The organism is Streptomyces sp. NPDC001568, from assembly GCF_042893755.1.
GTDB lineage: Bacteria > Actinomycetota > Actinomycetes > Streptomycetales > Streptomycetaceae > Streptomyces.
This window is the reverse complement of the sequence record NZ_JBIAVF010000007.1, coordinates 111,550-123,398: the sequence shown is the minus strand read 5'-3', so window position 1 is coordinate 123,398 and position 11,849 is coordinate 111,550. Positions and strand designations below refer to the sequence as shown.

Below are 11,849 nucleotides of genomic sequence, written 5' to 3'. Positions count from 1 at the left end.
GTTCTCGACGGCGGCCGGAGCGGCGACGGCGCGGGTGGCCCGACGACGGGCACGCGGCGCCGGAGCGGCGGCGGGCTCCTCCACGACGGGCGCGGGGGCCTCCGCGGCGGGGGCTTCGGCAGCCGCGGCGACGCCGCCGGGCGGGCCGGCCGGCCGGGAAGCGGCGCGGCGACGCCTGCGCGGGGGCAGGTTGTCGCTGGGGCTGCCACTGTCGGCGGCGGGGGTGTTCTCGTTTTCGGTGTTGAGCATGCGGGGTTCTCCCGTCACGCTCCCGGGCGCCGCGGCTGACGTCCGGTCCGGCACGGCTGCCGCGTAATGAGCGCGGAGCCGGCCTCCGGGGCGCGTTCGCCACACGGGAGCTGTAGTCCATGGCCGCCGGTTCCGTACGTGTTGTCCGTACGGCCTGGCGGAAGTCTTCAGGTCAATGCGCTGCCCGACCCAGGTGGCTCCCGAGTGCCAGGGCGGCGCGACAACGACGATCCCTACGCGGCGGGACCTTCCGGCGCCTTCGCGTCGGTCGTTACGGCGGCCGTGGGTGGGGCGGCCGTGACGGCCTCGCGGTCGGGCGCGAGCGGGTCGGTCACCGTGCCGGACTCCTCGTCGAAGAGCCCCTGCGCCAGCCTGGTCACCGCTGCGGGGACCGGCGGCGCGAGGTCGGCCACAGCGTGGAGACCGGACAGGACGTCGTCGGGTCGCACGGCAGGTGTCAAATGCCGAACAACCAGCCGCAGTATCGCACAAGCATTGTCCAGCGGCCTATCAGCCTCAGCCGGAAGTGCTTCGAGGCTGACCACGGCCCCGCGGGTGTCGAACGTCCGCACGCCGTTCTTGGTGCGGCGCTGGACCTCCACGGCCTCGGCCGCGAGGAAGGTGGTGACGGCGCGCTCCGCGTCCGCAGGCTCGACGCCCTCCAGACGCAGTTCCCACACGGAGGCCGTCAGCCGGTCGGCGAGGCCCGAGGTGTGGGCTTCGACGGCGTCGATGATGTCGAGCCCGGTGGGCATGGACTCATCGAGCAGGGCACGGAGCTTTTCGGGGTCCCGGGAGGCCGCAAGGGCGATCTCCAGGTATTCGGCCTCGCTGCCGGTACCGGTCGGCGCGGCGTTCGCGTACGAGACGCGGGGGTGCGGGGTGAAGCCGGCCGAGTACGCCATGGGGACCTCGGCGCGGCGCAGGGCCCGCTCGAAGGCTCGCTGGAAGTCTCGGTGGCTGGTGAACCGGAGGCGGCCACGCTTGGTGTAACGCAGTCGAATGCGCTGCACCACCGGTGCGGGAGGCGGGCCTTCGGGCTGTCGCTTGCCCAGTGGTTCTTCTCCTTGTGCGGGGCGTCGCGGCTCGCACGTCGCCCTGAGTGTCCTTGGGGGCCTGCCGGCCACGCCCTGCCTCCGGCTCACCCCTGCGTCTTGCGCAGGGAGATCTCGGGAGCGGGCGCGTTGCCTGCGGCCTTCGTACTACCCAGAGTACGCGCCCGTGACCTCGTCGGTTCCCCGGGAGGAGTACCGAACAGCAGGCGACGCACCTCTTCGCGGGCCTCCCGTACCGCGGTGCGGGAGCTGCGCCACACGGCGCGGAGGGCGTGTCCGGCCGGTGTGGCGACGTGACGGTGGACCCAGGCCCAGGGGCGGGCGACGCAGCCGCGCCAGAGCCACAGCAGTCCGCGGCCGAGTGCGCGACTGATCCGCCCGGCGAGTCGCCAGGCGGAGACGAGGAGGTGTCCGAGGGGGCTGAGCAGGTACCGGTACAGGTTCCGGCCGAGCGGGGCGAGCAGGTACCGGTACGTCACGGTGCCGCCCGGAACCAGGACGTACCGCCACAGGCCCACCCACGGCCAGTACAGAAGACCCAGCGCCAGCCACCGCACCACCAGGGCGACCCCCCGACCCAGCCACGCGATCCCGTGCCCCGACGGAATCAGCACGTACCGCCACAGCCCGACCCACGGCCATACGAAAACCGCGGCGAACGCCCTCGGCAGGAACCAACGCAGCCCGCGCCCGAGCGGGGTCAGAACGTACCGCCACACCCCGCCCGCGACCGGGGCCAGCAGGTACCGGTGGGCGGCGGCGAGCAGCCGGACGATGCCCCGACCGAGGGGCGCGAGGACGTACGCGCCGAACGCGAGGACCGCCCGTACGAGTCCGCGCCCGAGGGGGCCGAGCAGGTACCGGTGGACGGCGGTCGCCACCGGAACGAGCACGTACCGCCACAGGCCCACCCACGGCCAGTACAGAAGCCCCAGCGCCAGCCACCGCACCACGAGGCCGACCCCCCGACCCAGCCACGCGATCCCGTGCCCCGACGGAATCAGCACGTACCGCCACAGCCCGACCCACGGCCACACGAAAACCGCGGCGAACGCCCTCGGCAGGAACCAACGCAGCCCGCGCCCGAGCGGGGTCAACACGTACCGCCACACCGGATCCAGCAGGTACCGGTGGACGGCGGTCGCCACCGGAACGAGCACGTACCGCCACAGGCCCACCCACGGCCAGTACAGAAGACCCAGCGCCAGCCACCGCACCACGAGGCCGACCCCCCGACCCAGCCACGCGATCCCGTGCCCGAGCGGGTTCAGGACGTACCGGTACAGGGCGGAGCACAGCCGGGCCGTGGCCGCGCCGACCGGGCGCAGGGCGCGCCGGTGGATGGTGCGCGCGGCGAGGACGAGCAGGTCCCAGAGCAGGCGCACGGGCAGGACGACCAGCACGGCGACGATCTTCACGGGAACCCGCAGGACCCCCACCAAACACCCTTCGCCGCCGGGCACGGGCTGTGGCTTCTCGGTTTCCATGCCTTGAAGGACACACCCCGGGGCCGAGCCGTTGCGGCCACGGGGCACGAAGGAACGGCCGCGCGGAAAAAGCCGGGAAAAGGAACGTGCCCCCACCGTTTCCGGTGGGGGCACGCGTCCGGTGCTTCAGCGGCCGGATCGGCCGGGGGTCACTTCACGACCGACAGCGGCAGGAGCTTCTGGCCGGTCGGGCCGATCTGGATCTGGGTGTCCATCTGCGGGCACACGCCGCAGTCGAAGCACGGGGTCCAGCGGCAGTCCTCGACCTCGGTCTCGTCGAGGGCGTCCTGCCAGTCCTCCCAGAGCCAGTCCTTGTCGAGACCGGAGTCCAGGTGGTCCCAGGGCAGGACCTCCTCGTACGTGCGTTCGCGGGTCGTGTACCAGGCCACGTCCACGCCGTACGCGGGCAGCGCCTTCTCGGCGGCCCGCATCCAGCGGTCGTACGAGAAGTGCTCGCGCCAGCCGTCGAACCGGCCGCCGGACTCGTACACGGCGCGGATGACGTCGCCGATGCGGCGGTCGCCGCGCGAGAGCAGGCCCTCGACGATGCCCGGCTTGCCGTCGTGGTAGCGGAAGCCGATGGAGCGGCCGTACTTCTTGTCGCCGCGCAGCTTGTCGCGGAGCTTGCCGAGGCGGGCGTCGGTGTCCTCGGCGGACAGCTGCGGCGCCCACTGGAACGGGGTGTGCGGCTTGGGCACGAACCCGCCGATGGACACCGTGCAGCGGATGTCGTTCTGCCCGGACACCTCGCGGCCCTTGGCGATGACGTTCACCGCCATGTCGCCGATCTGGAGGACGTCCTCGTCGGTCTCGGTCGGCAGGCCGACCATGAAGTACAACTTCACCTGGCGCCAGCCGTTGCCGTACGCGGTGGCGACGGTCCGGATCAGGTCCTCTTCCGAGACCATCTTGTTGATGACCTTGCGCATGCGCTCGGATCCGCCCTCCGGGGCGAAGGTGAGGCCCGACCGGCGCCCGTTGCGGGTCAGCTCGTTGGCGAGGTCCACGTTGAAGGCGTCCACGCGGGTCGACGGGAGGGACAGGCCCACCTTGTCGTCCGCGTAGCGGTCCGCGAGGCCCTTGGCGATGTCGGCGATCTCGGTGTGGTCGGCCGAGGACAGCGACAGCAGGCCGACCTCCTCGAAGCCGGTCGCCTTCAGGCCCTTCTCCACCATCTCGCCGATGCCGGTGATGCTTCGCTCCCGCACGGGGCGCGTGATCATGCCGGCCTGGCAGAAACGGCAGCCGCGGGTGCAACCGCGGAAGATCTCCACGGACATCCGCTCGTGGACGGTCTCGGCGAGCGGGACCAGGGGCTGCTTGGGGTACGGCCACTCGTCGAGGTCCATGACGGTGTGCTTGGACACGCGCCACGGCACGCCGGAGCGGTTCGGCACGACACGGCCGATGCGGCCGTCCGGCAGGTACTCGACGTCGTAGAAGCCCGGGACGTACACGCCGCCGGTCTTGGCGAGGCGCAGCAGGACCTCCTCGCGACCGCCGGGGCGGCCCTCGGCCTTCCACGCACGGATGATCTCGGTCATGTCGAGGACGGCCTGCTCGCCGTCGCCGATGACGGCGCAGTCGATGAACTCCGCGATCGGCTCGGGGTTGAAGGCCGCGTGGCCGCCCGCGAGGACGATCGGGTGGTCGATCGTGCGGTTCTTGGCCTCCAGCGGGATGCCCGCGAGGTCCAGGGCCGTCAGCATGTTGGTGTAGCCGAGCTCGGTGGAGAACGACAGTCCGAAGACGTCGAAGGAGCCGACCGGGCGGTGGCTGTCCACGGTGAACTGCGGGACCTTGTGCTCGCGCATCAGTTCTTCGAGGTCCGGCCAGACGGAGTAGGTGCGCTCCGCGAGGACGCCCTCCCGCTCGTTCAGCACCTCGTAGAGGATCATGACGCCCTGGTTGGGCAGCCCGACCTCGTACGCGTCCGGGTACATGAGCGCCCAGCGGACGTCCGCGCTCTCCCACGGCTTCACCGTGGAGTTGAGCTCACCACCGACGTACTGGATGGGCTTCTGCACATGCGGGAGCAGAGCTTCGAGCTGTGGGAAGACCGACTCGGACATCACGCGACTTTCGTGAAGCGGGCAGGGGGCGACTCTCAAGCGTACCCCGAGGGCCGCTACGCCCTGCCCACATGATCACTTGAGTGCGGACCTGAGCTCCGGATCGCCCGCCCGGGCCCAGACGTCCGGGAGTTCCCGTTCGAGGCGCTCGGCGAACGCCTCCTCGCGGGCGTACAGCAGACCCCACGTGAAGGACGCCTCGCTCGCGCCGGCCGCCTGTTCGGCGATGCCGCGCAGCGCCTTGCGGGAGACCACGCTGTCCTGGTGGTCGCCGAGCAGGGTCTGGACGGACTTGGCGGCCTTCGACATCCGTTTCGCCGGCTTGCCGAGGGCCGATCGGGCGGCGTCGGCCGCGTACCGGGCCCGCTTGGCGGCCTTGCGGGCGCCGTGCAGGGCCACGTCACGGTCGGCTCCCGGCTCCATCGCCAGGGCGTGCTCGACGCGCTCCGTGAGTCGCTCGTCGTCGTGCAGGATGCCCTTGGGCAGGACGCTTTCGGCGGGCCGGGCGGCGGCCTTGAGCAGCGGCGGGTCGGCGAGTACGGCGTCGAGGGCGTCCAGCAGGGCCGCGTACCAGGCGCTGTCGAGTGCGGCCAGGGCCTGGCCCCGGGAGGCCCGGCGGCGGGCGGTGTCCCAGGTCCGCAGCCGGTCGGCGACCGGGCCGAGCCGCAGCTCGGCGGGCACCTCGTCGAGCCGGGCGCGCAGCCGCTCCGCCAGCACTTCCTGGTCGCGGTCGACGCCGAGTTCGGCGGCCAGTCGGCGCAGCCGCTCGCCGATCGGGTCGGTGACCTCGCGGTCCAGGACCTTGCGGTAGCTCTTGAAGGCGCTGCGCAGTCGGCGGGTGGCGACGCGCATCTGGTGCACGGAATCCGGGAGGTCGCGGCGGACGGCCGGGTCCTGCGCCACGAGGACGTCGCGTTGCTCGCGGAGGTACGCGAGCACGTGCGCGCCGGCCGATCCGTCGGCGGCCTCCGGGCCGGGCGGGGCGGGTGGCGCGGCGCCGGTTTCGGCGAGGGCGCGGGCCAGTTTCGAGGGGGCGTCGCAGACCCGGAGTCCGGCCTCGTGGAAGGTCTTCTCGACGGCGTCCAGCAGTGCGGGGTCCGTCCCGTCGGCGAGTTCGACCTCGACCTCGGTCCATTCGGCGGTGGCGGAGCCCCGCTCGGCGAGGACGGCGTCGGTGGACAGCTCGGCGAGCAGGTTCCCCTCGGCGTCGAGGAGGTGGATCAGGTCGCGGGAGGAGACCAGTCGGACCTGCGGTTCCAGTGGCTGCTGCCGGGTCCGGGAGCGTACGAGGGCGGCCAGGGCGGCGGGTACGGAGTCGGAGCCGCCCTCGGAGTCGGCGAGCGGGGCGTGGACCTCGTCGCGGACTCCCGGGGAGACGGGCAGTTTGAGGTGCCAGCCGGCGTCCTCGCCGCCCGTTCTGCGCCGCAGGGTGACGCCGTCTGCGGCGAGCAGGTGGTCGGGGGTGTCGTAGTAGACGGCGTCGAGGAGGACGGTGCCCCGGTCCCGGGTCTCCGCGATCCCGGCGGTGCCGGTCAGGTCCGGGACGCGGGCCGGGTCCGCCCCGGACTTCGCGCGCCTGCCCGCCTTGTCGCCCTTCCGGGGCTTGTCGCCCTTCCGGAGCTTGGCGTCCTCCCCGGGCTTCCCGGCCGTGCCGGGCGGGAACTCGAATTTCCGCTCGATCTCACGCTTGCTGTCCGCCATGAACCGAATCTAGACCGGTTCGGGCCGCGGCGGGAGGGCGCCACGACGCACCGGAGGCGGGCCGGGAACGTCCCGACCCGCCTCCGGCCCCGCCGTGGGGCCCCCGCCGTGGGGCGCCCGTTCGGCCCCGCCCGCCGTCAGGCGGACAGGGGCCGTTGCACCCGGATGGATTGGAGCAGGCCCACCGCGATCCACACGGCGAACATCGAGGATCCGCCGTAGGACACGAAGGGCAGCGGCAGACCGGCGACCGGCATGATGCCGAGCGTCATGCCGATGTTCTCGAAGGCCTGGAAGGCGAACCAGGCGATGATGCCGGCGCAGACGATCGTCCCGTAGAGCTCGGTGGTCTCGCGGGCGATCATGCAGGCGCGCCACAACACGATGCCGAGCAGGACGAGGATCAGCCCGGCCCCGAGGAAGCCCAGCTCCTCCCCCGCGACCGTGAAGACGAAGTCGGTCTGCTGCTCGGGCACGAACTGGCCGGTGGTCTGGGAGCCCTTGAAGAGGCCGGACCCGGTCAGTCCGCCGGAGCCGATCGCGATGCGGGCCTGGTTGGTGTTGTAGCCGACGCCCGCCGGGTCGAGTTCGGGGTTGGCGAAGGCGGCGAAACGGTTGATCTGGTACTCGTCGAGGACACCGAGCTGCCAGATCAGGATCGCCCCGCCGGCGCCGGAGCCGATCAGGCCCAGCACCCAGCGGTTGGAGGCGCCGGAGCCCAGCAGGACGCCGAGCACGATGACGACCATCACCATGACGGAGCCGAGGTCGGGCATCAGCATGACGATGCCCATGGGGGCGGCGGCCAGGCACAGCGCCTTGACGACGGTGCGGTGGTCGGGGTGGGCGAGGTCACCCGCGTCCACCCGCGCCGCGAGCAGCATCGCCATGCCCAGGATGATCGTGATCTTCACGAACTCGGAGGGCTGGAGCGAGAAGCCGCCGCCGATCACGATCCACGCGTGGGCGCCGTTGATGGTGGCGCCCAGCGGGGTGAGCACCGCGATGATCAGGACCAGCGAGAGTCCGTACAGGACCGGTACGGCGCCGCGCAGGGTGCGGTGCCCGAGCCAGATGGTGCCGATCATCAGCACGAGGCCGATGCCGGTGTTCATGGCGTGCCGGAACAGGAAGTAGTACGGGTCGCCCTGGTTCAGCTGGGTCCGGTTGCGGGTGGCCGACCACACCAGCAGGGCGCCGATGAAGGAGAGGGCGAGGGCGGACAGGAGTATCGGCCAGTCGAGCCGGCGCACGACGGAGTCGCGGGCGGTCAGCTTGGCCACCGTCCCGCGCTCGGGCGCGTACCGGGAGACGGAGAACTTGTTGGCGGTCTGCATGTCGTGCGGTCCTCGGTCCTCAGTCCTGGTGCTTGGGGGGTGCGGCGGGGGGCCCGGCGAGCGCGGGTGGGGCCAGCTCCTCCGGGGACGGCGGCACGTAGGGCTTGATCTCGGGGGCCTCGATGGAGCCGTCCGGGTTGACCCTGGGCAGTTGTGCCTGCGGCTTCGGCAGCAGGGCCCGCTTCAGGTCCTGGTTGCCGGCCATGTCGAGCCCGTACATGGCGTTGTAGATGTTGCGGACGGCGGGCCCGGAGGCGCCGGAGCCGGTGCCGCCCTGGGAGATCGTCATGACGATGGTGAAGTCGTCGGTGTAGGTGGCCAGCCACGAGGTGGTCTGCTTGCCGTAGACCTGGGCGGTGCCGGTCTTGGCCCGCATCGGGATCTTGTCGAGGGGCCAACCGCCGAACCGCCAGGCGGCGGTGCCGCCGGGCGCGACGACGGAGCGCAGGCCCTTGTCGAGGTCGTTGATGGTCTTGGCGTCGATGGGCAGTCGGCCGTGGGAGGCGGGCTTGATCATGTCGACGCGCTTGCCGTCGGGGCTGATCACGGCCTTGCCGACGGTGGGGTTGTAGAGGGTGCCGCCGTTGCTGATGGCGGCGTAGGCCGTGGCCATCTGGATGGGGGTGACGAGGACGTCACCCTGGCCGATGGCGAAGTTGATGCTGTCGAACGCCTTGAGCTGGTTGCCTTCGAGGCAGCTCTCGTAGGCGATCTGCTGGACGTAGGTGCCGCCCTTCTTGCCCTGCTTGCACCAGGAGTCCTTGTTGGCCGCCCAGAAGCTCTTCTTCCACCGGCGGTCGGGGATCCGGCCGGTGACCTCGTTCGGCAGGTCGACCCCGGTCTCCGAGCCGAGCCCGAACTCGCGGGCGGTCCGGTAGAACCAGTCGTGGGTGTCCTTGTTGGGCTTGAGGCCGCCGTCGCGCTGCCATTCCTTGTGGCCGAGGGCGTAGAAGACGGTGTTGCAGGAGAACTTGAGGGCGTCCCCGAGGGTGATGGGGCCGTGGCCCTTGGACTCGAAGTTGGCGAAGCTGCGGCCGCCCAGGCTGTAGGAGCTGCTGCAGTTGTACTTGCCGTCGAAGTCGTATCCGGCCCGTACGGCCGCGCTCGCGGAGACCACCTTGAAGATGGAACCGGCGGGCGCCTGGCCCTGGATGGCCCGGTTGAGCAGCGGGTAGTTGGAGCTCTTGCTGGTGAGCCTGGCGTAGTCCGTGCCGGAGATGCCGCCGACCCAGGCGTTCGGGTCGTAGTCGGGCTGGGAGGCCATCGCGACGATGCGGCCGGTCCTGGTCTCCATGACGACGACGGCGCCCGAGTCGGCCTCGTACTTGCGGCCGGTGATCTTGTCGGTCTCGTTGCGGACGGTCTTCATCGCCTGCTGGAGTTCGAACTCGGCGACGGACTGGACCCGCGCGTCGATGCTGGTGACGAGCGTGGCGCCGGGGACGCCCGGGTCGGACTTGGTCTGGCCCATGACCCGGCCGAGGTTGTCGACCTCGTACGAGGTGACCTCCGCCTTGCCCCGCAGCTGCGTGTCGTACGTGCGCTCGATGCCGGAGCGGCCGACCTGGTCGGACCGCAGGTGCGGCGAGTCGGTGTCCTTGGCCTTCTGGATCTCCGCGTCGGTGACGGGCGAGAGGTAGCCGAGGACCTGCGCGGTACGGGTCCCGCCGGGGGCGGGGTAGCGGCGGACGGCGGTGGGCTCCGCGGTGATGCCGGGGAAGTCCTCGGGGCGTTCGCGCAGTTGCAGTGCCTGCTGCGTGGTGGCTTCGAGGGTGACCGGGATCGGCTGGTACGGGGAGCCGTTCCAGCAGGGTTTGGGGGTCTCGGAGTCGCAGAGCCGGACCTTGTCCATGACTTCCTTCGGAGCCATGTCCAGGACGCTGGCGAGGCGGGTCATGACGGCCTTGCCCCGGTCCTTCATCTTCATCAGCTGGGTGCGGCTGGCGGAGACGACCAGGCGGGTCTCGTTGTCGGCGAGGGCGATGCCGCGGGCGTCGAGGATCGAACCGCGCACGGCGGGCTGCACGACCCGCTGGACGTGGTTGCTCTTCGCCTCGTGGTAGTACTCCTCGCCGTTGCGGATCTGGAGGTACCACAGGCGTCCGCCGAGGGTGACGAACATGGAGAGGACGAGCACCTGGATGATGACCAGGCGGATCCGCACCCGGGAGGTGCGGCCGGTCTCGGGGATGTTGCTCACGTCCGCTCCCGTCTCACAGTTTCTTGACGCTCTTCACGCTCTTCACTGCCTTGACGCCCTTTATGCGGCCGGCCCGGTTGGCACGGCCCCGTGCGGTCTTCAGGCGCAGGCCGCCGCGCTGGCTGCCGATGCGCAGTCCGGTGCCGCCGGCGAGCCAGCCGCTGGACACGTCGTTGCCCTGGGGCGGTCCGCCGCCGGCCTCGACCGCCATCGGGTCGTTCTCGGCGCGCCGGGCCAGGGCCATGATGAACGGCACCGTGAAGGGCGCGAGGAGCAGGTCGTAGAGGGTGGCGGTGAACACCAGCCCGGTCAGACCCACGTGCCGGGCGGCGGTGTCGCCGACGAGGGCGCCCACCCCGGCGTAGAGCAGGGTCGAGCCGATCGCGGCGGCGACGACGGTGAGCATCGGCCCCCAGGCCGAGCGGAACCGTCCGTTGTCGGGCCGGACCAGGCCGACGAGGTAGCCGATCAGGCACAGCACGAGCGCGTAGCGCCCGGCGGCGTGGTCGGCGGGCGGCGCCAGGTCGGTGAGCAGCCCGGCGCCGAAGCCGATGAGGGCGCCGCTGAGGTGCCCGTAGACCAGGGCGAGGGCGACGACGGTCAGCAGGACGAGGTCGGGTACCGCGCCCGGCAGTTGGAGCCGGCCGAGTACGCAGACCTGGACGACGAGGGCGACCACGACGAGGGTGGCCGAGAGCAGGATCCGGTTGAAGCGCATGACGGTCAGCTCCTACTCGTCGGCGGGCTTGCCGGACACGCCGGCGGACGGGGTGACCGTGACCGTGACGGTCGGGGTCGGCTTGGGGGCCTCGGGCTTGGGCGGCAGGACCGCGTCGCGGGGGTCCTCGCGCGGGGGCATGACGACGACGCCGACGATGTCCAGGCGGGAGAAGCCCACGTACGGGCGGATCCACACGGTCCGGGTCAGGTCGCCGCGCGAGGGGTCGACCTTGACGACCTCGCCGATCGGGACGCCGGGCACGAAGGGCTTGTTCCCGCGCGAGCCGAAGGTGACGAGCCGGTCGCCCGGGCTCACCTTCGCCTTGCCGTTGAGCATCTGCACGGACAGTGCCCGGTCGCCCTGTCCGGTGGCGAAGCCGAGTTCGTTGGTCTTCTCCAGCCGCGTTCCGACGGTGAAGTCGGGGTCGTTGGCGAGGACGACGGTGGAGGTGTCGGGGCCGACGGTGGCGACCCGGCCGACGAGGCCGTCCCCGTTGAGGACGGTCATGTCGCGCTCGATGCCGTCCTTGCTGCCGGCGTCGATGGTGACGGTCCAGGAGAAGCCCTGGGCCGCTCCTATGGCGATGACCTCGGCGCCCTTGATGCCGTACTGGCCGGCGCCGGCCCGCTTGAGCATCTCGTCGAGTTCGCGGATCCGGCTGCGGTTCTGGTCCTCGCTGCCGAGCTTCGCCTTCATCATGCTGTTCTCGCGTTCGAGCGTGGCGATCCGGTTGTGGCGTTCACCGGAGTCGCGGACCGCCCCTATGGCGTTGGCGACCGGGTCCACCGCGGTCGCGACGCCCTTCTCCACCGGGCCGAAGACCGCCGCGGCGGCCTGCCGGGCACCGTCGACCGGAGACTCCTCGCCCGCTCTGATGTCCACCGTGATCAATGCGAACGCGATGGCGATCAGAAGCACCAGGAGCAGCCGGCTCTCTCGTGTGTCCCTCACGTGCGGCGGCCGTGCCTTCCTCGTAGATACCCGTGCGGCGGAGCCGCTCCGGTGGAGCCGGGACTCCGACCGGACT

Annotated in this window: 8 protein-coding genes and 1 pseudogene; all 9 read right to left on the bottom strand. The window is 71.4% G+C overall.

The window, feature by feature from the left end:
* Positions 1-249 (bottom strand): annotated as a pseudogene (locus tag ACFY0I_RS14845) (hypothetical protein); the annotation flags it as partial.
* A gap of 233 nt (positions 250-482) precedes the next feature.
* On the bottom strand, positions 483-1,262 hold the full coding sequence (locus tag ACFY0I_RS14840) for a TIGR03936 family radical SAM-associated protein (protein WP_388895326.1): 780 nt from the start codon (positions 1,260-1,262) through the stop codon (positions 483-485).
* 128 nt (positions 1,263-1,390) lie between these two features.
* Positions 1,391-2,791 carry a hypothetical protein gene (locus ACFY0I_RS14835; protein WP_388894708.1) on the bottom strand — a complete coding sequence of 467 codons (1,401 nt, stop codon included), beginning with the start codon at positions 2,789-2,791 and terminating at the stop codon, positions 1,391-1,393.
* A 149-nt stretch (positions 2,792-2,940) separates the two neighbouring features.
* Positions 2,941-4,866, bottom strand: a complete 1,926-nt coding sequence (locus ACFY0I_RS14830) for a TIGR03960 family B12-binding radical SAM protein (RefSeq protein WP_388894705.1) — start codon at positions 4,864-4,866, stop codon at positions 2,941-2,943.
* A 72-nt stretch (positions 4,867-4,938) separates the two neighbouring features.
* Positions 4,939-6,564 carry a CHAD domain-containing protein gene (locus ACFY0I_RS14825; RefSeq protein WP_388894702.1) on the bottom strand — a complete coding sequence of 542 codons (1,626 nt, stop codon included), beginning with the start codon at positions 6,562-6,564 and terminating at the stop codon, positions 4,939-4,941.
* Between the two features lie 137 nt (positions 6,565-6,701).
* A complete protein-coding gene (rodA, locus tag ACFY0I_RS14820; RefSeq protein WP_388894700.1) occupies positions 6,702-7,901 on the bottom strand; it encodes a rod shape-determining protein RodA in 1,200 nt (399 codons plus the stop codon).
* A 19-nt stretch (positions 7,902-7,920) separates the two neighbouring features.
* Positions 7,921-10,101, bottom strand: a complete 2,181-nt coding sequence (gene mrdA, locus ACFY0I_RS14815; protein ID WP_388894697.1) for a penicillin-binding protein 2 — start codon at positions 10,099-10,101, stop codon at positions 7,921-7,923.
* Positions 10,102-10,114: 13 nt separating this feature from the next.
* On the bottom strand, positions 10,115-10,819 hold the full coding sequence (mreD, locus tag ACFY0I_RS14810) for a rod shape-determining protein MreD (protein ID WP_388894695.1): 705 nt from the start codon (positions 10,817-10,819) through the stop codon (positions 10,115-10,117).
* A 12-nt stretch (positions 10,820-10,831) separates the two neighbouring features.
* On the bottom strand, positions 10,832-11,773 hold the full coding sequence (gene mreC / locus ACFY0I_RS14805; protein WP_388894692.1) for a rod shape-determining protein MreC: 942 nt from the start codon (positions 11,771-11,773) through the stop codon (positions 10,832-10,834).
* Positions 11,774-11,849: the final 76 nt, after the last annotated feature.

Bases quoted from the DNA above. Each gene is read 5' to 3' on its own strand.
- rodA (WP_388894700.1), bottom strand. From the start codon at position 7,901: ATGCAGACCGCCAACAAGTTCTCCGTCTCCCGGTACGCGCCCGAGCGC.
- mreD (WP_388894695.1), bottom strand. From the start codon at position 10,819: ATGCGCTTCAACCGGATCCTGCTCTCGGCCACCCTCGTCGTGGTCGCC.
- ACFY0I_RS14835 (WP_388894708.1), bottom strand. From the start codon at position 2,791: ATGGAAACCGAGAAGCCACAGCCCGTGCCCGGCGGCGAAGGGTGTTTG.
- ACFY0I_RS14825 (WP_388894702.1), bottom strand. From the start codon at position 6,564: ATGGCGGACAGCAAGCGTGAGATCGAGCGGAAATTCGAGTTCCCGCCC.